General features: G+C 40.4%; 16 protein-coding genes and 1 other annotated feature. Of the genes, 8 read left to right on the forward strand and 8 right to left on the reverse strand.

Annotated features, from left to right (window positions below):
• Positions 1-46 precede the first annotated feature (46 nt).
• Positions 47-1,741 carry a septation ring formation regulator EzrA gene (gene ezrA / locus NST21_RS21160; RefSeq protein WP_340891032.1) on the reverse strand — a complete coding sequence of 565 codons (1,695 nt, stop codon included), beginning with the start codon at positions 1,739-1,741 and terminating at the stop codon, positions 47-49.
• 168 nt (positions 1,742-1,909) lie between these two features.
• Between ezrA and hisJ the strand changes: the two genes are divergently transcribed.
• Positions 1,910-2,713: a histidinol-phosphatase HisJ gene (hisJ, locus tag NST21_RS21165; RefSeq protein WP_340891033.1), complete on the forward strand. Its 804-nt coding sequence runs from the start codon at positions 1,910-1,912 to the stop codon at positions 2,711-2,713.
• Positions 2,714-2,727: 14 nt separating this feature from the next.
• Here hisJ and refZ read toward each other — a convergent pair whose 3' ends face one another.
• Positions 2,728-3,372: a forespore capture DNA-binding protein RefZ gene (gene refZ / locus NST21_RS21170; protein ID WP_056529403.1), complete on the reverse strand. Its 645-nt coding sequence runs from the start codon at positions 3,370-3,372 to the stop codon at positions 2,728-2,730.
• Between the two features lie 153 nt (positions 3,373-3,525).
• Between refZ and NST21_RS21175 the strand changes: the two genes are divergently transcribed.
• Complete coding sequence (locus tag NST21_RS21175; protein WP_340891034.1) at positions 3,526-4,005, forward strand: GAF domain-containing protein; 480 nt, start codon at positions 3,526-3,528, stop codon at positions 4,003-4,005.
• A 41-nt stretch (positions 4,006-4,046) separates the two neighbouring features.
• On the opposite strand, the gene NST21_RS21180 is transcribed toward NST21_RS21175, so the two are convergent.
• Positions 4,047-5,921 (reverse strand): sensor domain-containing diguanylate cyclase, encoded by a 1,875-nt coding sequence (locus tag NST21_RS21180; protein WP_340891035.1) that lies wholly within the window; start codon positions 5,919-5,921, stop codon positions 4,047-4,049.
• Positions 5,922-6,406: 485 nt separating this feature from the next.
• On the opposite strand from NST21_RS21180, the gene rpsD reads away from it, so the two are divergent.
• The gene (gene rpsD / locus NST21_RS21185; RefSeq protein WP_053347316.1) at positions 6,407-7,009 is read left to right on the forward strand and encodes a 30S ribosomal protein S4; all 603 of its coding nucleotides are present in this window, start codon (positions 6,407-6,409) and stop codon (positions 7,007-7,009) included.
• Between the two features lie 105 nt (positions 7,010-7,114).
• Here rpsD and tyrS read toward each other — a convergent pair whose 3' ends face one another.
• Positions 7,115-8,371 (reverse strand): tyrosine--tRNA ligase, encoded by a 1,257-nt coding sequence (gene tyrS / locus NST21_RS21190; protein WP_057219341.1) that lies wholly within the window; start codon positions 8,369-8,371, stop codon positions 7,115-7,117.
• A gap of 70 nt (positions 8,372-8,441) precedes the next feature.
• Positions 8,442-8,659: a binding site (T-box leader), on the reverse strand.
• 146 nt (positions 8,660-8,805) lie between these two features.
• On the opposite strand from tyrS, the gene NST21_RS21195 reads away from it, so the two are divergent.
• Complete coding sequence (locus tag NST21_RS21195; RefSeq protein ID WP_340891036.1) at positions 8,806-11,823, forward strand: transglycosylase domain-containing protein; 3,018 nt, start codon at positions 8,806-8,808, stop codon at positions 11,821-11,823.
• Positions 11,824-12,020: 197 nt separating this feature from the next.
• On the opposite strand, the gene acsA is transcribed toward NST21_RS21195, so the two are convergent.
• A complete protein-coding gene (acsA, locus tag NST21_RS21200) occupies positions 12,021-13,739 on the reverse strand; it encodes an acetate--CoA ligase (RefSeq protein WP_340891039.1) in 1,719 nt (572 codons plus the stop codon).
• Positions 13,740-14,089: 350 nt separating this feature from the next.
• On the opposite strand from acsA, the gene NST21_RS21205 reads away from it, so the two are divergent.
• Genes NST21_RS21205 through NST21_RS21215 form a run of 3 tightly spaced genes read left to right on the forward strand, consistent with a single transcriptional unit; the run spans position 14,090 to position 16,574 of the window.
• Positions 14,090-14,722 carry a GNAT family N-acetyltransferase gene (locus tag NST21_RS21205; protein WP_340891040.1) on the forward strand — a complete coding sequence of 211 codons (633 nt, stop codon included), beginning with the start codon at positions 14,090-14,092 and terminating at the stop codon, positions 14,720-14,722.
• Between the two features lie 27 nt (positions 14,723-14,749).
• Positions 14,750-15,400 carry an acetoin utilization AcuB family protein gene (locus tag NST21_RS21210; protein WP_340891043.1) on the forward strand — a complete coding sequence of 217 codons (651 nt, stop codon included), beginning with the start codon at positions 14,750-14,752 and terminating at the stop codon, positions 15,398-15,400.
• A complete protein-coding gene (locus NST21_RS21215) occupies positions 15,393-16,574 on the forward strand; it encodes an acetoin utilization protein AcuC (RefSeq protein WP_340891045.1) in 1,182 nt (393 codons plus the stop codon). The genes NST21_RS21210 and NST21_RS21215 overlap by 8 nt, the downstream gene beginning before the upstream one ends.
• 99 nt (positions 16,575-16,673) lie before the next feature.
• Here NST21_RS21215 and ccpA read toward each other — a convergent pair whose 3' ends face one another.
• Both ccpA and NST21_RS21225 read right to left on the reverse strand, forming a co-directional pair.
• A complete protein-coding gene (ccpA, locus tag NST21_RS21220; protein ID WP_056529426.1) occupies positions 16,674-17,678 on the reverse strand; it encodes a catabolite control protein A in 1,005 nt (334 codons plus the stop codon).
• 379 nt (positions 17,679-18,057) lie between these two features.
• The gene (locus NST21_RS21225; protein WP_053347323.1) at positions 18,058-19,134 is read right to left on the reverse strand and encodes a bifunctional 3-deoxy-7-phosphoheptulonate synthase/chorismate mutase; all 1,077 of its coding nucleotides are present in this window, start codon (positions 19,132-19,134) and stop codon (positions 18,058-18,060) included.
• 241 nt (positions 19,135-19,375) lie between these two features.
• Here NST21_RS21225 and NST21_RS21230 point away from each other — a divergent pair, with 241 nt between their 5' ends.
• Positions 19,376-21,517: a cell division protein FtsA gene (locus tag NST21_RS21230; RefSeq protein WP_340891046.1), complete on the forward strand. Its 2,142-nt coding sequence runs from the start codon at positions 19,376-19,378 to the stop codon at positions 21,515-21,517.
• 56 nt (positions 21,518-21,573) lie between these two features.
• Here the strand turns inward: NST21_RS21230 and ytxJ are convergent, their stop codons facing one another.
• Positions 21,574-21,900 carry a bacillithiol system redox-active protein YtxJ gene (gene ytxJ / locus NST21_RS21235; RefSeq protein ID WP_340891047.1) on the reverse strand — a complete coding sequence of 109 codons (327 nt, stop codon included), beginning with the start codon at positions 21,898-21,900 and terminating at the stop codon, positions 21,574-21,576.
• Positions 21,901-21,988 lie beyond the last annotated feature (88 nt).

A 21,988-nucleotide genomic window follows, 5' to 3' on the forward strand; every position in this document is an offset into this window, starting at 1 on the left:
TTCTACCATTAATAAAACACACGAAAAAACCCGCCATAGCGGGTTTTCAGGAAAGAACTTCTTCTATATTCTCTCCAATTTTTCGTAAGCTGCCTGGATCGACCTTTTCAATAGCCGCGGCTGCTGTTTCCAATGCAGCTTGATATTCATAGCTTCGGAATTTCGCTTCTGCCTCTCTTAAGCTATCAGCAACGGTATCGTGGCTGCTGCGGTAGCGATTTCCGAATTGAATCACTTTTTCCGCTAAATACATATGCTCGATTAGCTCTTGCGCCTTTTCGTAGACCTTATTGACCTGTTCGACTGCTTTTTCTAAAAAGATATAAACAACTGCCATGTCAAGCGGCTTTTCTTCAAGTTTGTTTTGAACGTCATCTATGCTTTCTTTTGCATCATGAAGCACCACTTTATACTCTTCAGGCAGGCCAGGAATATTGCTTTTTGCAATTAATCGGCTTGTATCAACCATTTTCCGTTTCAACTCCGCCAGTGATTCACGTGCATCCATTTCATCTTTTCTTAAAGCTTGTAATTTAACAGTAAATTCTTTCTGGTATTCCTGCAATTCGTTCAACTGTGCAGCAAGCCCTCGCATCTCTTCGCTGATAAGCGAGCTTGCCATCACATTATCCTCCATCTTCAAGACAAGCAATTGATGGCGTTTCGAAATCTGCACAATTTGCTTTTCCATTTTCCGTTGTGCATCCAACTCATTTTCAGTTAGATGATAGGTGTGTTGAACATGTATAGTCTCAACTTTGAGTTTATCGTTTTCATATTCAAGGTCACTTATCGTTTTCCTGAGGACTTCATCATTTTTCAAGACATACTGTTTGGAAAGCACTTCTTTCTCCAGAAGGTCATAAAGCACCTCAATGCTTTCGCGCATCTCTTTAATCCCTTTATCAACAGCTTCAGTTTCGGCATTTTCCAATTGTGTTTTATATAGATCCAGTTCTTCCTCAAGCCGTGAAATCTCCTGCTCGAATTGAATATGACTTAACTGATACCCTTGTCCGGACATTTCCTCATATCCATCCTTTAATTCATGAAGTTGTGAATGCAGCTCGGATTGACTATCAACCAATAATTTTGGAAGCATCTCCATTTTAGCAGATAAGACTGCAAGCTTTCCCTTTATGGAAAGTACAAGCTCCCTAGCGTTCAAATAATTTCCATTTTCAGTTTCTTCTTCATACTTTTGAAGGATCTGCAATACTTCATCCAAAGAGGCCTCTAGCTTTTCAGCAGCTTTCCCATAATTATGGCGGTGTGCAAGCAATGATTTCTTCAATTGACGGTAAGATTCCTTAATATCTTCAATTTCTAATCTATTCTTTTCCTCACTTCCTACAAGTTCATTTAATTCGTACAGAATCTTTTTAATCATTTCTTCAATTTCATTCAGCTTGACTGTAATTTTCCGCTGTACCTCTTTTGAACGGCTGAAACGGTATTTATCGACAAACTCCTCGGCATCGAATAAAAGCTCCTCGACTTCCGGCATATGATCCGTGATGATAGCGTCCCATTCAATACGCCAGTTTTCAAACATTTCCTCTGTTTCACCAGTCATGTTCAATTGTTTGACTTTAGAAAGCTCTTCTAGCACGGGGCGGTGCATGATGCTTATTTTCCAGGATTCCAGACGATCAATCTCTTTAAAAAATCTCTTTTTGAAAAAATAACCCCAAATAATAAAAATTAAAATTAATACAATTATCCCAAGTATGTAATCCATGGTAAGCCCCCTGTTCTAGTCCTTACAGCCTCGCTCTTTTATATATCAATTTTAAAAATGTTAAATTTAATGCTTTTATGATACCATGTTAGCAATAATTTTTGATGAGAAAAAGATTTTTTTGTGGAAAATTGCTACAAAATACCGGGTTTTTGGGAGGGAATGGCCATGAAAGCTGACAGACATGTACATACTCCGTTTTGCCCACACGGCTCTACGGACAAATTCGATGAATATATTACGCGGGGAATTGAGCTAGGATTAAAGGAAATCACATTTACAGAACATGCTCCTTTGCCACGAAATTTTCAAGATCCAACACCTGAAAAAGACAGCGGTATGGAAGCTTCCATGCTCCTAGATTACTTTCAAGAGCTCCGCGTCCTGAAAGAACACTATAAAGACAAAATCCTGATCAAAAGTGGTCTAGAGGTTGACTTTATAGAAGGTTATGAAACTGAAACAAAAGATTTTCTCAATGAAGTCGGCGAATTCCTTGATGACAGCATCCTTTCCGTTCACTTCATAAAGCAGGAAAGCAACTGGCATTGCATCGATTTCAGTGATGATGCGTTTGGTGAGATTGCCAATAAACTAGGTTCCATCGAAGCGGTTTATGCCAAATATTACGATACCTTAGAGAAATCAATCACTGCTGACCTAGGCATCTATAAGCCAAAAAGGATAGGACATATTACACTTGTTCATAAATTCCAGCACCGATATCCACCTACAAAAAGCTTTGACGACCGTGTTTACAGGGTATTGGATATGATCAATGAACAACAATATGCACTTGATTATAATGGAGCAGGGTTCGTAAAGCCACTATGCCGTGAGCCCTATCCTCCTGAACGGTTTGCAAAGCGTGCCATAGACCTTGGCATCCCGCTTATTTATGGTTCCGATGCACACCAGGCTAAAGACTTAGGCCAGGGATTTGAATCGTTGATTCCAGAATTCAACGGGTAAATCACGTAAACACTTCAGGCCCGTCCCGCAAGAAGGGGCTGGAGGTCTTCGGCAATAAATAATGTATCTTGCAGAAAACGAGCGACTTCCTCAGCATATAAATTTGTGTAATAGGCTTCCTGTGGGAACACATGAAGGACCTCCATTGCATAATGGGTATGCAGGACCGGAGCCGATAGCAGGCCCTTTAGTTGCAGCATATACAAGGGGATAGAGACCGACTGAAAACTTCTGCTTTTAATGCCTTGTTCCAAAACATATTGAAAATAAGACTTTTCCTTTGTAAAATAAGTCGAATGAATTTCCCGGTTTAAATTTGAATCGAGTGAAGATTCTCCATATATAAATCGAGCTGCCAGGAAGTTTTCTCTTTGGAATGTTAGAATATCCTTTACCAAATTCATCAAGCATTGCTTTGGACCTTTATGATCCAGCAGCGTCATGTTCGTCTCAAGGACGAGAATATACTCTTCTAAATAGGAAGTGAAGCAGAATTCTAGCAACCCCTGCTTATTTTTAAAATAGTAAGCAATATTAGCAGCATTCACTTTCGCTTTATTCGCAATATCCCGTATGGATGTCGCATGATAGCCTTTTAAATGAAATAAATGTAAAGCAGCTTCCACAATAGCTTGTTTCGTTGGCGTCTGGCGATTCATTAGGCAATCCCTCGCTTTCTTTGAGACAAGTCTTGTGGACTATTTCTGCATTGAAGAGCTTGAATCCTTTAGTAAGTTCTCGACAATTTCTCTCCAATCAATCGGCTTGACTAGAAAGTACTGTAAAATTATGAGGAAGACAGGTGAACCCTTTTGTTTAATGTCGAAATGTATCAAGGAAAAAAAGAAAAAAACTATGAACTTGTCCAAAAACAGCTCTTTGCCTTAATAGAAGATGAACCAAACCAGATAGCCAATTTCAGTAATGCCGCTGCCTTACTGAATCAATTTCTCGTTGAGATTAACTGGGTCGGCTTCTATTTACTTGAAGAAGACCAATTGGTGCTAGGACCCTTCCAAGGCCTTCCAGCCTGTGTCCGCATTCCAATGGGCAAAGGCGTATGCGGGACCTCAGCGGCCACAAAAAAAACCTTGCGCGTCGATGATGTCCATCAGTTCCCAGGACATATTGCCTGCGATGCTGCATCACGTTCTGAAATTGTCATACCCCTTATGAAGGAGGGCAAACTAATTGGCGTTCTTGATATCGACAGCCCAATTACGAACCGATTTGACCAAGTGGATCAGCAAGGACTCGAGAAATTCGCGGACATCCTAACCAAGCGTTTATAGAGTAAAAAGGGAGCGACAGTCCATGCCGCTCCCTTTTATTGTTACAGAACTCCATGTACATGAACTTTGTTTTTCCCTGAATTCTTCGCAATATATAACGCCTCATCGGCCCTTTTAACTACCTCTTTCATGTTATCTAAATGTTCTTTTGACCAACAGGACACGCCGCAGGAAATCGTCACTCTAGGATTGGATTTCTCCCAGACCTTATCCTTTACTCGTTCGGCAATGCGAACTCCTGACTCTAAAGGAACACGTGGAAGGTAAATAGCTAGCTCTTCTCCGCCCCACCTGGCCCCGATATCCGTATCACGAATATTATGTTGAATGAGATCAGCGACCTGGATCAGAATATCATCTCCAACCTGATGACCATATGTATCATTAACCCTCTTGAAGTTGTCAAGATCAATCATAATGAAAGTGCCCTCTTCATCTTCTTCCATGGATTGGGACATTTTATCATCGAGATAACTCCTTGAATACAGTCGGGTTAAATGATCGGTAATGACCATTTTTTCAAGCTCTTCACGAAGCATGGAATTGGCCATCGCCAAACTTGAGTGGTGGATAAGCGACTGTAACAACTTAAACATTTCAAATGAGAAGAAATAGGCTTCCTTATGCAGAATAACAGCGAACCCCATAACATCATTACTTTCCATCATTGGAACTGCCATTAGGGAATGATATTTCACATTCTCATTCGGACAATGAATATTTAAATCCCCGATAAACAGTGATTCCTTATCAACATCAATCTTACCTTTCAGAAAAGATATATACATACTCGCCTCCTCTGAATCAAAAAACTCAGAGCTTCCTGTCAATAAACTCACTTTGTCACCAGGATGGAGCAGAATAAATCCTGTCTGATCAGCATGAAAGGACTTTATAATTTGCTGCTTCATATATTCCATGGTTTCACTCAAGCGCAGATTGGAATTTAAATGCTGTGATGTCTCATTTATAAGCTGTAAATCTGAAACAAGTCGTTTTGATTGTTGATACAGTTGGGCATTCTCCAAGGCACTTCCAGCAGTATTAGCCAACAATGAAATAAACTCAATTTCATTTTCAGGGAACACGAGTGTATTAGGCGCAATAACCTGAAGAACGCCATAGACCCCTTGTTTACCTTTTAAAGGAGCATATAAAATAGAGTGATTTTCAGATGAGTGATCCTCAAATTGTATGCTACCGTTTACATAAGCCTTTAGTGCAGCCACATTCTCACTATCATATTCGAGGTCCTTGATTGGCAGGTTTTCATGGCTGTCATTATCATGGGAGAGCAGCAGGTAATAATCAAAGGTTGGGTAAACAGTGTGCAACGTCGAGATAATTTCCCCTAAGACCGCGTCCATGTTCATTGAAGAATGAAATTTTTCTGTGACCTTGAAGAGTTGTTTATATCGTCTTTCCTCATCTGATATCTTAGAAATTGATAACGCAGCTTTCAAGATTGTGGTGAATTCTTTAGAAAAAGCAGCCCCTTCTTCCGGAGTAAGGCTTGTAAGAGAGCCATTTTTCCGTTCTTTGAAGGCCGTTAATCCAATGATCTTACCATTATCCCAAAGTGGTATAACAGTCTGGAAATCCTTTACTTCCTGCTGCATACTTACTGTTACATCTCTATCATCTTTCTGTTCTTTAAAGATCATTTCTATATACTCTTGTACAGGAACCTGCATGTTATAATCGTGAAAACTTTCGGTAGAGATTTCTTTATAAAATTGCTGTTTCCACTCGTCAAATTTAAAGAACATTACCTCTTCCATACCTAGCAGGTCTTTCGTCTCAAATAAAAAAGTCTCCAAAAATGTTTCGTAATGGAGTTCACCTTGCATATTCTGAATGTGTTTAAAGAAAAGTACTCTTAATTCATTAATCAACCGAGCTGTTTTAATCTTCATCTCTATCATCCCTATATTACAGCCTATTTTTTAAAGAACCTTTTAAGGTTTCATAATACTCCCACTTTAAAACGAAGCAAAAAACTAGATTTAATCGAAACTTATAGTAATAGTTCCCAGGAAACTATTTATTGAAATTCATACTTTTTACTTATTATAACGCTTTCATCGGAAAAACTCCCCCAAAAAATAGTACTTTTTTATGTGATTGTAATTTTATCCCTTGAATTATCTTTAAACTCCCTTTTAATGAAAAGCTAACAGTCCTTGACTCATTGAGCAGAATATTATACAATACTCCTTGTGTAAAATATTGCAGCCTATGTGACAGCTTTTATGTTCTCATTTTGTTCCTCCATACAGAGGTGTATCTCGTAACTCTCTGCTGCTAGGGCGAAGGTACATGAAAACAAAATGGTCATAACCGTTTATTCACACGGTTTTTATTTTACCAAAATAAAAACATTTAAAGGAGGAGTCATCCTATGGCTCGTTATACTGGCCCAAGCTGGAAACTATCCCGTCGTTTAGGAATTTCCCTAACAGGTACTGGTAAAGAATTAGAAAAACGCCCTTATGCTCCAGGACAACATGGTCCTAACCAACGTAGAAAAATTTCTGAATATGGAATTCAACTACAAGAGAAACAAAAACTTCGTCACATGTACGGAATCACTGAACGTCAATTCCGCACAATGTTTGACCGCGCTGGCAAACTTAAAGGTGTTCATGGTGAAAACTTCATGGTTCTTCTTGAATCACGTCTTGACAACCTAGTTTACCGTCTTGGTTTAGCTCGTACACGTCGTCAAGCACGTCAACTTGTTAACCACGGTCACATCACTGTAGACGGAAGTCGCGTAGACATCCCTTCTTACAAAGTGTCTCTTGGACAAACTATCTCAGTTCGTGAAAAATCACGTAACTTCTCAATCATTAAAGAATCAGTTGAAGCAACTAACTTCGTACCTGACTTCCTTACTTTTGATGCTGAGAAATTAGAAGGTACTTTCACTCGTTTACCAGAACGTTCTGAATTGCCTGCTGAAATTAACGAAGCTCTTATCGTTGAGTTCTACTCTCGTTAATAACTTCAAAAAAAACCTCATCCTTGGATGGGTTTTTTTTTGTGTACAGAACTCAACTTCCAGAGAAAACAAGGCCCGACTGAGATTCAGCCGGGCCTTGTTTTCTCATTTCACTAATGTATATTTCTTCTTACCGCGACGAACAAGGATGAACTCTCCTTCAATCTTAACCTCTTCAGCCACGACATATTGCAGATCAGTCACTTTCTCGCCATTGATGGAGATTGCACCATTCTGAATATCTTCACGAGCTTGTCGCTTGGATGGAGAAATCTTCGCTTCAACAATTAAATCAACTAAGCTGATATCTTCCTTACTTTCACGTTCAAAGGTCGGAACATCTTTAAAGCCCAATTTAATTTCGGCCGCACTTAAATTTTTCACCTCACCGCTGAATAGAGCTGCAGAGATTTTGATTGCTTGGTCAAGAGCTTCCTGCCCGTGAATCAAACGTGTCATTTCTTCCCCTAAAGCTTTTTGCGCTTTACGTAAATGCGGTTCAGTCTGCACGGATTGCTCTAACTCTTCAATTACTTCACGTGATAGGAATGTGAAGAATTTCAAGTATTTCACTACATCAGCATCCGCTGTGTTAATCCAGAATTGGTAAAATTCATAAGGAGTCGTTTTTTCCGGATCAAGCCAGATTGCTCCGCCTTCCGTTTTACCGAATTTCGTTCCGTCCGCTTTCGTCACGAGCGGAATCGTCATGCCGAACGCTTTTGCTTCCTCGTCATGCGATTTACGAATCATTTCAAGACCGGTCGTAATATTGCCCCACTGATCACTTCCGCCAATTTGCAACTTACAGTCATGATTATCGTATAAATGACCAAAGTCGATCCCTTGTAAAATTGTATACGCGAATTCCGTAAAAGAAATCCCTGTTTCCAAACGGGAAGCAACCGTGTCTTTTGCCAACATGTAGTTAATGCCGATGTATTTCCCGTAATCACGCAAGAACGTAACCATGTCGATTTTACCGATCCAGTCATAGTTATTGACCATAACTGCGCCATTTTCACCTTCAAATTCAAAGATTTGGGATAGCTGCCCTTTAATACAGTCGGCATTATAAAGCACTTTTTCCAACGTTTGCAGCTGGCGTTCTTCTTTTTTACCGCTTGGATCACCGATAAGTCCAGTCGCTCCGCCTACAAGTACAAGGGGACGATGACCGTGCTGTTGAAAACGGCGCATTGTCAAGAATGGCAGTAGATGTCCGATGTGCATACTATCCGCTGTTGGGTCTACCCCACAGTATAAAGAAATTTTTTCTTTTTCTAAAAGGTCCTTAAAACCCTCTTCATCCGTTTGTTGATAAATAATCCCTCTCCACTCGAGTTCCTTTAGCAATTCCATTTTATAATTCCTCCTTCAAATCCGAAAATATCCCGCAAAAAGCATACAAAAACGCCCCTTCATATAAATATGAAGGGACGAATAAATTCGCGGTACCACCCAACTTGAGGACATAAAGCGTCCTCCGCTCGAGACGAATAACGGTCGTCAACCGTTTCCTGCTACTAAATCATTTCACAGCAAATGCTCAAGGAAGTAATTCATCTCACTATATGTACCGATTTCCACTGACCACCGGCTCTCTAAAACAGGGATAGTTTGACTACTGGGTCCTATCATCGCGCTTTTTTAATAAATTTTATTGTTAATAAGTTTTTATCATACATAACATTCATTGTCAACATCACCCTTACAGATTCTAGAAAAATATGAAAGTTCGCCTTTCCCTTCCGTGTTATATGCTATAATATATGTGATTTCAGGGGGTATGATACATGAATAATAATCAAAAAGATAGATTTCAAACAGCATGGAAACAGCTAACCCGTTTTTTTCAAAATGAAAAAACACAAAAAAATGCAAGGGTTACATACCAAGTCATTTGGAACCTAACGTTGATCCTCATTATTGTTGGGGTTCTAGGATTCTCATTCGCCGGCGGCGTTGGAGCCGGCTATTTCGCTGCCCTCGTCAATAATGAGCCGGTACGCTCAAAGGATGATTTAAAAAAGGACATTTACAATTATGAAGAGACCTCTGAGGTATACTTTGCGGATAAAGTATACTTGGGCAAGCTCAAGAGTGACCTTGATCGTGAAGAAGTGTCCATCGATAAAGTTTCCGACCATCTTAAAAATGCAGTCATCGCTACAGAAGATGAGTATTTTTATGAACATAACGGAGTTGTTCCGAAGGCTATCCTGCGTGCAGTTTATCAGGAATTTACGAATGCATCCGTTCAATCAGGTGGAAGTACTTTAACACAACAGCTCATAAAAAACCAAGTCTTAACGAACGAAGTATCATTTGAACGGAAAGCAAAAGAAATTTTACTTGCGCTCCGGGTCGAGAAGTTCTTTGAAAAAGAAGAGATTTTAGAAACCTACCTAAACGTCTCCACTTTGGGACGAAACTCTTCCGGACAGAATATTGCTGGTGTCCAGTCGGCTGCCGAAGGTATTTTCGGAGTGGAAGCTAAAGATCTATCTTTACCCCAATCTGCCTTTATTGCTGGATTACCGCAAAGTCCTTTTGGGTATACTCCATATACCCAGCAAGGGAAACTTAAAGATAATCTAGATCCCGGAATTAACCGGATGAAAACCGTATTAAAACGAATGTATAGCAATGAATACATAACAAAAGAACAATATGATAAAGCAATCGCATACGACATAACAAAAGACTTTATCGGTAAAAAGGCGTTGCCCTCTGAGAAATATCCATGGCTCACCTATGAAATAGAAAAACGCTCCATTGAAATTTTGTCACTTAGCTTAGCAAAAGAAGATGGATATGAAGAAAAAGATTTAGAGAACGATGATTTAAAAAAGCAATATTTAGCACTAGCTGATCGTAAACTGCGTCAAAATGGCTATAAAATTTATACGACAATCAATAAAAAGGTCTATGACAAAATGCAAGAAGTAACTAAAAACTATCCAAATTTCGGATATGATAAAACCGAACAGGTCATCGATCCGGATACGAAAGAAATGAAAACTGTAAAAGAGCCCGTTGAGGCGGGAGCTATCCTTATTGAAAATAAAACAGGGAAAATCATCAGTTTTGTCGGTGGACGTGACTTTAAACGGGAACAAACAAACCATGCAACATCATCACTACGGTCAAATGGATCAACGATGAAACCGCTATTGGTATACGGTCCAGGCATTGAGCTAGGAAAGATTTCACCTGGGAGCGTAACAGCCAACGCACCAATTACCATTCCAGGCAATACGCCGTGGCGGCCGGGAAACTATGGCGGCGGAAGCCTCACCGGCTTAACGACAGCTCGGGAAGCGTTAAAGAATTCGTATAATATTCCAGCTGCCCTATTTTACATGAAAATCATCAACCAAAATCCGGTTTCCTATTTGGAAAAAATGGGCTTTACATCTTTAACAAAAGGGGATTACTCAAATCGTGCCATGTCATTAGGTGCCTTGCAAAAAGGTGTAACCGTTGAAGAAAATGTCAATGCGTTTGGCACATTTGCCAATTCAGGGGAATTCGTTGATGCTTATATGATTGACAAAATCGTATCAAAAGATGATGAGGTCATCTATGAACACAAAGCAAAACCAGTAAAAGTATTTTCACCGCAAACTGCTTATTTAACGCTTGATATGATGCGGGATGTCGTAAACAGCGGTACGGCGGCTTCGGTCAGGAACCGACTTGCTTTCTCCAGTGACTGGGCAGGTAAAACTGGGACTGGACAAAACTATTGGGATGCTTGGTTTGTCGCCACTAATCCAAATGTAACGTTCGGTACATGGATGGGTTATGACACACCGAAGTCTTTAAAAGGAACCTATAATGGTCTTGAATATAATAAACGTAATATCTATTATTGGGCAGATTTGATAAATGCCGCATACAAAGTCGATTCAAAACTCGTCGACCCTGATAAGCGGTTTGAGATGCCCGGCGGAATTGTCAGTCGTTCCTTCTGTGGAGTTTCAGGCCTTCTGCCTTCAAGTTCATGCCAAAAGGCTGGACTTGTCAAGTCTGATTTATTCATCGCCAAATATGCCCCATCTAGAGCAGATAATAGTTTCATAGATGGACAATATGTATCAGTCGGCAGCAAACGATACGCGGCTCTTCCACAAACACCGAGCGAATTCACAAGCGGCGGGTTCATGCTGAACCCTGCGTCCTTTGAAGATATCGGATTGAAATATGTGGATGATCCCGGATCCTTAATTCCCGGAGGAGAAAAAGGGGGCAATGTCGTCGGGACGAAAGCGACACTTAATGATAATGGAAAAGCGCCTAATGCCCTTTCTATCACTGTAAGTAACAATAAGATTTCATGGGGGCTTCACCCTGAAGGAGATGTCGTCGGCTATCGCGTCTACAAAAATGGTAGAAAAGTGGCGAGCATCAATTCTGGGAATAGTCTTGTTTACACTGCCGGATCGGGTGGATCTTATTACGTAACAGCTGTAGACATAGTCGGCAAAGAATCAGCACCTTCGCAACACGTTGAAATCGGCGCTAAAAAGACAAGTGCAAAAGCGGAAGATAAAGATAAAGACAACAAATCAAAAGATTCCACTAAGAATAAAGATAATATCGCAAATGAAAAAATAGATACCGAAGAGAAAAAACCAGACTCAAAAGAAGAGAACGTTACTGCAGAAAAAGACAAAGATACAACCAACACAGATAAAGAAGATACAGGCAAAGATACAAATATAGACAAAGAAACAGACCAAAATACAGACCAAAATACAGAACAAAACAAAGGTACAGATAAAGCTGAAGAAGAGGAAGAAGAATAACACGCTTCTTGAAGTAACTTAGCAGGCTGCGGGGAAACGACCCGACAGCCTGTTTTTTTATAGATTTATTATTTCCTATGCTATTTAACTTGATTAGCATAGGACCCTTAAACTTGAGACACATGAAAAAGGCATCCATACCAATGAACATGGATGCCTTTTTTTCTACTATTCTTGATTCCAGATAACTCGGCTTTTTAATCTTCCATTGATGATAAATCGCCAGTTGGAAGATCAAGTTCCCAAGCTTTCAAGACCCGGCGCATGATTTTACCACTTCGTGTTTTCGGAAGTTTATCTCGGAATTCAATTTCACGTGGTGCGGCATGTGCTGCGAGACCTAGCTTAACAAATTGACGAATTTCTTCAATTAATTCATCGTTGGCTTCGTATCCGTCACGAAGGGCAATAAACGCTTTAATAATTTCGCCCCGGACTGGATCTGGCTTCCCGATAACCCCTGCTTCAGCAACGGCTGGATGCTCAACCAACTTGCTTTCCACTTCGAAAGGACCTACTCTTTCCCCGGCTGTCATGATGACATCATCTACGCGGCCTTGGAACCAGAAATATCCTTCTTCATCCATATAAGCGGAATCCCCAGAAACATACCAATCGCCTGGCATAAAGTAAGATTCATATTTTGACTCATTATTCCAGACAGTCTTCATCATTGAAGGCCAGCCTTTTTTAATAGCAAGGTTCCCCATTCTGTGCGGAGGAAGCTCTTTACCTTGATCATCCACTATTGCCGCTTCCACACCTGGGATCGGTTTCCCCATCGAACCCGGTTTGATTTCCAGACAAGGATAATTACAGATGAGTTGAGCACCTGTTTCCGTCATCCACCATGTGTCATGGATGCGGTGATTGAATACTTTCATCCCCCAGCGGACCACTTCCGGATTCAACGGTTCACCGACACTTAAGACATGGCGGAGAGAACTTAAATCGAATTGTTTAACGATTTCGTCTCCTGCACCCATCAGCATCCTGAACGCAGTCGGTGCACTATACCAGACCGTAACACCAAAGTCTTGCAGAGTTTTGTACCAAGATTCAGGCTTAAATCGACCACCTACGATGACATTCGATGTACCTGTCAGCCATGGACCAAAGATACCGTAAGACGTCCCTGTCACCCATCCAGGATCCGCTGTGCACCAATACACATCTTCTTCCTGTAAATCAAGGACCCATTTTGCCGTTTGATAATGCTGAACCATCGCATTATGTACGTGGAGCACACCTTTTGGCTTCCCTGTCGAACCGGATGTATAGTGAAGAATCAGTCCATCAGCGCGGTCCACCCATTCAATCTCAAATTTTTTGTCCGCCTCTTTTAGTTTTTTATTAAAGTGATAATATTTTCCTTCTTCTTCGATATTTTCCCCCACTAAGAAAATATGCTTCAAATGGGGCAATTCATCCACCGGGACACGAGGCAAAAGCTCAGGAGTCGTTACTATCACACTTGCCTCGCTATCTTGCAGACGATCTCTTACGGCGCCCTCCATGAAAGCTTCGAACAACGGACCGACGACTGCTCCAGTTTTAATGGCACCTAGTAATGCAAAATAAAGTTCCGGGGAGCGAGGCATGAAAATGAAAACACGATCACCCTTTTCCACCTTGGCAATGTTCTTGAACACATTGGCCGCTTGGTTTGAATAATCTTTCATTTCCTTAAATGTATACTTTTCATTTCTTTTTTCATCTTTGTAATAAAGGGCGACCTTGTTTTTTCTGTATGTTTCAACATGGCGGTCAATGGCTTCATATGCGAGATTCACTTTACCTGTTTCAGACCAGGAGAATTCCTTTTCCGCTTCAGACCAGTCAAACGTCTTGTATTTTTCATCGTAATTCTTTAAATTAAAATTACCCTCAACTACTGGCAGCGCTTTCACATTCATACGACATACTCCCCCTTTTTTCAGCTTTATATTTTGTATTATAGTATAAAAATCTAATTTTCTCAATTTTTAAAATACTTATTTTTTCCATATTAGGGTAAATTCATTCGCTATAAATTTTGAAAACTTAAGGCGAATATTGCTAAAGAATGATTACGTATTGATATCCGGAACATAAAGCCATGTTGTAACAAAAGATTCAAATATGTCTCGAACTTTCAGAATTATGTCACTTGTTTTTTATGTATAATTTATGTAAACTTTCCATTTGGTTAGTTTTCAAGCATAATGAATCTTATACTTTGGGATATAAGTATAAAAGATAACTATTTTACGAGGTTGGTGAAAGAATGGAATATAGTAAGACCTATTACGCTAAGGAATTGCAGACATTAAGCGGCACACTCATCATTGAAGGCCCGCTTAATGGACAAAGAATGGCATCCTATGAGTTTCACGAAGACTTAGTCGCCTTTCGCCCACCTGCTCTGCAGCATAAAGCGTTAATCGAGATCGCAGACTTGCCTGAGGGAAGAATCTTTATAGCGCGTGAAAATCAGACCATCGTTGGTTATGTAACTTATTTATATCCCGACCCCTTGGAACGCTGGTCAGAAATCAAGATGGACGACCTGATTGAGCTTGGTGCAATCGAGGTCATCCCTAAATATCGGGGTGCCTCCGTCGGGAAGAACTTAATCCGTCTCTCCATGGAAGACGATTCGGTAGAAGACTTTATCATCATTACAACTGAATACTATTGGCATTGGGATTTGAAAGGGACAGGATTGAATATTTGGGACTATCGCAAAATCATGGAAAAAATGATGAGTGCCGGCGGCTTGGTCTACTTTGCAACAGATGACCCGGAAATCAGTTCCCATCCAGCCAACTGTCTGATGGCGCGTATTGGTAAAAGAGTGCCGCCCGAATCTATCCAGACGTTTGACCAACTACGTTTTATGAATCGATTTATGTATTAAAAAGGTGAGTAAAGAGGAGGAACAAATATGATTGTTGAAAAAATTATGAATGAAGATATTATTTCTCTCACTCCTACAGATACAATCCATAGCGCTGTCTTAATCATTAAGGAGAAACGAATTCGCCATATACCCATTGTCGATGACAACTTTCAACTTGTGGGATTAGTCAGTGACCGTGATATACGGGATGCTGCTCCTTCGATTTTCCGCACCTCAGAATACAAAAATGATTTACAAAAACCACTAAACAGCATCATGAAAACAGATATAATAACAGGGCATCCGCTAGATTTTGTTGAAGAAATCGGGGCTGTATTTTGTGAAAACAATATCAGCTGCCTGCCAATCGTGAAAGAAAAAAAGTTAGTAGGCATTATAACCGGTTCTGATTTGCTTCATTCTTACGTTGAATTAACGGGGGTTAATCAGCCCGGTTCCCAAATTGAAATCAAAATTCCGAATAAAGCAGGGGCGCTTTACGATATTGCCCTCATTTTCAAAAAGCGCAATTTGAATATCCTGAGTACTCTTGTTTATCCAGAAAAAACTGAAATTGATTATAAGATTCTTGTAATCCGTGTGCAGACAATGAATCCATTTATGGTGGTGGAGGATTTAAAGAAAGAAGGCTATACGGTTTTATGGCCTAGTCTACCGGGGATTTCTCATGACTGATAAATCACTGTTTGTCTATTCCGATGAACTCCTTACCTATAAATTCAGCGACGAGCATCCTTTTAATCAAAAGAGGCTTAAGCTCACGCTAGATTTGTTAAAAAAACACCATGCCATTAGTGATGATCAAATTATAAAACCTAGAATCGCTACCGATGAAGAATTAGAACTGATTCACGACCACCATTATGTAAACGCTGTCAGATTGGCGGGCGAGGGAAAACTTCCTCTTGAAAAAGCCGTAAATTATGGATTAGGAACAGAAGATACTCCAATTTTTTCTAATATGCATGAAGCAAGTGCCTTACTAGTAGGTGGAACCTTAACGGCCGTGGATGCCGTTATGACCGGTCAGTCTCTGCATGCCCTGAATCTTGGTGGGGGCCTGCATCATGGTTTTCGCGGCAAAGCTTCGGGCTTTTGTATTTATAATGATAGTTCGGTCGCGATTAAATACTTACAAAAAAAATATAGCGCACGTGTCTTATATGTCGATACGGATGCCCATCATGGTGACGGCGTACAATGGTCGTTTTATGATGACCCAGAAGTCTGCACCCTATCCATTCATGAAACAGGACGTTATTTGTTTCCCGGCACTGGCAATATTAACGAACGAGGGCAAGGAAAGGGCTACGGCTATTCATTCAATATTCCCGTCGATGCGTTCACGGAAGATGACTCCTGGCTCGAATGCTACACAGCTTCCTTTAAAGAAGTGGTTGAATTCTTCAAACCGGATGTCATCTTAACACAAAATGGTGCCGATTCTCATTATTATGATCCGCTCACCCACCTATCTGCCACAATGAAGATTTACAGGGAAATACCAAAATTGGCTCACGAATTGGCCCATCAGTATTGTGAAGGCCGCTGGATTGCAGTTGGCGGCGGAGGGTATGATATCTGGCGTGTCGTTCCGCGTGCCTGGTCGAGGGTCTGGCTTGAGATGACGAATAATGATATATCTGGCCCCCTATCGAAAGAATGGCTTAATACATGGCAGCCTGAGTCCCCTGTGACGCTCCCAAATGAGTGGGATGATATGGAGGACATATACGAACCGATTCCAAGGAAACCAGAAATTACCGAGAAGAATGCCCAAACGCTCGAAAAGGCTCTTTATCCCATCCGAACTTCCAAACAAACATCAACAAGTAATGATAAAAGCTGACTAAAAAGGTCGTTGAAAAACGATCTTTTTTTTCGTCAAGACCCTTCATATAGTTTTCAAAACTAAAAGAGAGTGCCCTAAGGACACTCTCTAACCAGCTTATTTCGTTGATTGCCGCTCTTCAATTCGATGTGGTAAGATCACTTTTTCATGACCCTCCTCCACTTGTTCTTTATTCATCAATTTTGTCAGAAGCCTCATTGCAACCGCTCCGATATCGTATAAAGGCTGAACAATCGTCGTAATTTGCGGGCGAACCATTAAGGTCAATCGGGTGTTATCAAAACTGATCACTTCAAAGTCTTCCGGTACATTATAGCCTTTGTCCTGAGCAGCATGGACAATTCCTAGAGCCATTTCATCAGCGCCGACAATGAACGCCGTCGGTTTCTTTTCAGCTTCCAGAAACTTATCAAAAGACTCAATCCCTGAATCATATGTATAATCGCCATCAACAATATAACTCTCATCGAATGAAAGCCCCGCTTCTTTCAACCCTCGTTTATAACCAGCTAATTTCTTTTCATTAATTAGCGCGGACAAGTTTCCAGTTACAAAAGCAATATGCTCGTGACCCTTTTGGGCGAAGAAGGTAACTGCGTCAAATGCAGCTGCTTCATAATCAATATTAACGGATGGGACTTGTCCGCTTTCTTCTACCGAACCAGCCAATACGATTGGAACAGGTGAATTTTTAAACTCTCTCACATGTTCATCCGAAATATTGCCACCCATGAATACGATACCATCTACTTGTTTTCCAAGCATCGTATTTAACAAATGAAATTCCTTATCTATATTCTCATCAGAACTGCTTAGAATGATATTGTATTTATACATAGTCGCAATATCTTCTATGCCTCGTGCTAACTCAGCAAAAAAGATACTAGAGATATCCGGGATAATAACCCCTACTGTTGTTGTTTTCTTGCTGGCAAGACCCCTCGCCACTGCATTAGGACGGTATCCTAACCTATCAATCACGTCTGAAACTTTCTTTCTTGTTGCAGGCTTTACATTTGGATTCCCGTTTACTACGCGGGACACTGTGGCCATAGAAACATTCGCTTCGCGTGCCACATCATAAATGGTTATATTATTCATTCATCCATTCCTCCATTTCTTTCATTTTTCCCATAAAAGACTCGAAATATTTGAGAAAAATTCTTTTATACGTTTTTCTTCTAAAAGGAAGATTATTTTAGGAACAATCTGACTAACAAAAATGCAGTCCTACTCTTTCTTCTCGCCATGATTCATAATCTCTACAAGTATAAAATTCACATAGATATCACTTTATGTATGACTCAACCTTCCGAACAGTTCTCATTCTTGTTATTTATCATACGATAGTAGAATCTTTCCTGCAATCCAATAGTGCCTATTTATAGACTTTTTCTGCAAAAACAAGTATTTTACCATTAAAAATAGCCCTTGCCAAGATGGTAAGGGCCGTAAGTGCATATTTTAAAAACCTTCTAGCTTATACTGTTACCCAGTTCAAACGTTTAATTTCTTCGTAGAATTCATCAAATTGTTTGAAGTCCATTTGCTGTGCAGAGTCTGATAAAGCAACAGACGGATCAGGATGAACTTCTGCCATGACACCATCCGCACCGATAGCAAGAGCTGCTTTAGCTGTTGGAAGCAATAGGTCGCGTCGTCCAGTAGAATGCGTTACGTCAACCATAACCGGTAAGTGAGTTTCTTGTTTTAAAATCGGAACAGCAGAGATATCAAGTGTATTTCTTGTTGCTTTTTCGTAAGTACGGATACCGCGCTCACAAAGGATGATGTTACCATTACCTTGTGACATGATGTATTCCGCTGCATGAATGAACTCCTCGATTGTTGCAGCAAGTCCACGTTTTAAGAGAACAGGTTTATTTACGGCACCTGCAGCTTTTAACAAGTCAAAGTTTTGCATGTTACGTGCTCCGATTTGGATGACATCAATATGTTCAACCGCAGCTTCGATGTCGTTTGCACTCACGATTTCACTGATTACAGCTAAGCCGTATTCATCAGCTACACGCTTAAGAATTTGTAAGCCTTCCAAACCAAGTCCTTGGAAATCGTATGGAGAGGTACGTGGTTTATATGCACCACCGCGCATTAATTTCAAGCCTTTTGCTTTGATGACTTCAGCTACTGCAGCTGTTTGTTCATAAGATTCAACGGCACATGGTCCGAAAACAAAGCTTGGAATTCCGTTCCCAATCAATTCGCCTTTAATGTCGATGATTGTATCTTCCGATTTTTGTTTTCTAGAAACAAGAAGCGTTTTCTTCTGGTCATCTTTTTGAAGTTCCAAGCCTAATTTGAAGATTTCTTTGAAAATATGTTTAATCGAACCAAGATCAAGTGGTCCTTGATGATTAGCTTCGATAAGGTCCAACATTGTTCTTTCACGGACCGGATCGTAACGGTTTACACCTTGTTTTTCTTTTACGCGGCCAATTTCCTGTACAAGTTCAGCACGTTGATTAATAAGATGTAATAACTGAAGGTTCACATCATCCAGTTGATTACGAAGTCCATCAAGCTCTTTGTTGCTCATTACAAATCCATCCCTTCGTTTTTTAAAATTAAAACCGGTTCAGCGATTAAAAGCCCAAATTATCTATTTGAATTTTCACTCATTTGCCCCGATTATTTTATCCAATGAAAAATTTTATAATATTTCATGTATAATTAAATCAATTATAAATGAAGTATCTTTAAATGTCACTACATTTTTCTTTAATAATTAAACGCTTTTAAGCATTAAAGTCATTATTACATAAAAGTAGGTGTTTGCCATGTACGAAAAACTGTTTGCTTTAGATATTGGAACACGATCCGTTGTAGGAATTATATTGGAAAAAAAGCAGGAAAGCTATAATATAATAGATATTTTATCTGAAGAGCATTCTGAGAGAGCCATGCTCGATGGACAAATTCATGATGTCCTTGCCGTATCCAAAGTCATTACTCATATCAAAAGTCAACTTGAAGAAAAACACGGTCCCTTAAAGAAGGTTTCCGTGGCTGCTGCCGGAAGGGCCTTAAAAACGGAACGGGCGGAAATGGCGATCAATATTGGAGGCAAGCCGATGCTGACACGTGAAGATATCCTTCACCTTGAATTCAGTGCCGTCCAGGAAGCACAGGCCGTTGTTGCCAAACAAACCACTTCCCATTCCATGTATTATTGCGTTGGTTATTCTGTTTTATACTACCGGCTTGATGGACAGGAAATAGGTAGTCTAATTGACCAGAGCGGTGATGAAGCATCTGTTGAGATCATTGCTACCTTTCTTCCGAAGGTTGTAGTAGAATCACTTCTGTCAGCCTTAAAGAGAGCGGATTTGGAAATGCAGGCTCTCACCCTTGAGCCTATAGCGGCTATCAATGTACTCATTCCGTCATCCATGCGGCGCTTAAACGTCGCTTTAGTAGATATTGGAGCCGGGACATCAGATATTGCCCTGACAGATTCAGGGACCGTCATTGCCTATGGGATGGTGCCAATTGCCGGTGATGAAATAACCGAGGCAATCAGTGACTACCTGCTTCTTGATTTCCCATTAGCCGAAAATGCAAAAAGAGAGTTAATCGATCATGATCATATAACAGTTACAGATATCCTCGGTTTTGCCAACGATGTTTCCAGGGAGGAAATCATCCATAATATTCATCCCTCACTCGATCGTTTGGCCGAGTCAATCAGTACGGAAATTCTATCTCTGAATAACGCAAAACCGCCAAAAGCAGTGATGCTTGTTGGTGGCGGAAGTCAGACACCAGAGCTTCCCCGCCTTTTGGCTGAAAAATTAAATTTGCCTGAGAACCGTGTCGCTATTCGTGGTATAGAAGCCATCCAAAACCTCGGGATTTCAGATACGATTCAAAAAGGTCCCGAATTGGTTACCCCAATTGGCATAGCCATTGCAGCCGATAAAAACCCGATACAGTATATGAGCGTAACTGTTGACGACCGTCCCATCCGTCTATTCGATATGAAACGGACAAGCCTGGGGGATTGCCTGCTCACGGCCGGTATCCGGATGAGTAAACTGTACGGAAAGCCTGGGATGGCTAAAATTGTACATATCAATGGGCAGCAGATTACGCTTCCAGGAGGACACGGGAAGAAATCTCTTATTACATTAAATGGGAAAGAAGCCTCCTTAGATGATGAAGTTAAAAATGAAGATGTCATTATAACCACAAAAGGTGAAGACGGTGAGCCCGCTATTTTACGGATAAGCGATGTGCTTGATGACCACTCCAGTAAAAAAGTTACCCTTAATGGAACAGAACATAGGATTTGGGCATCTATCACCAGAAATGGAAAAGCGGCGTCTGGCAATGAACTTGTTGAGGACCATGATCAAATAACCTGCGACATGCCTGGAACAATCCAAGAATTAATTAAGGCGGTTCAACAGCCTGAGCTCCTTACTCGTCTTGAACCTTTTTCCTTTCAGTTAAATGGTAGAGCCATTCGGCTCCCGGCCTTAACAGGAAGAATCACTAAAAATGGTTTAGAATCGAAACTTGCCTACTCTTTTGATGATGGAGATGAAATAGAAATCACAAGACGGACCCAGCAAACATTACTGGATGTTGCTGACGCCCTTAATATTCAGCACACCTTCTCCATCCCTGTTTTTTATGAGGGTAATCAAGTTATCCTTTCTAAGAAACTAGCTGAGTTTCGTCGGAACAACGAACTTCTTGAAGAGAATGATTTCATTCATACAGGAGATTCAATCAGCTTAGTCCGACAAAAACTAGAACCATTTATTTTTCAGGATGTATTCCGCCATGTCGAAATTGACTTGCCCACTCAAGGAGATAAACGCTTTACCCTTATCAAAAACGATCAAGAAACGACCTTTCATGAAGTAATTTCTCCCGGGGATCATTTAAAAATCCTTTGGCCAACTACTGTATGAATGAAGGCGGAATAAAAAAGCCGGATCCCTCAAGCAGAGGGATCCGGCTTTTCAACTTATTCAGAGATAGCTTTAGTTAGTGAATCGTATGTAATTCTCCAATGAGATTCATTCCAGGCTGGTTTTCCATTTTTAAAAAGAATAACCTGTGGCGATTGATGTTTAATATCAAATGTTTCTGCCACATAATTGGATAGAGGACGCGCTTCTTGAACGGCTAAATAGGCCGTTTTTAGTTCCTCGTTCGCTGCCATATACTTTTCATATTGTTCATATGCTTCAGCGCTGACTGGGCATGTTAAACTATGCTTGAAAAGAAGGAACGTCTCCTCATTTAAAAGCTCATTTAATTGTTCTTCTGAATCAATTTTATTTATTGTCATTTTTTGAAGTCTCCTTTCATTATTAGCATAGTTTATCATCAAAAAGACGATGAAGCTATCGTACCGCTTCATCGCCTGATTCTTGACA

Source organism: Peribacillus sp. FSL K6-1552 (assembly GCF_038005205.1).
Taxonomy (GTDB): domain Bacteria; phylum Bacillota; class Bacilli; order Bacillales; family DSM-1321; genus Peribacillus; species Peribacillus butanolivorans.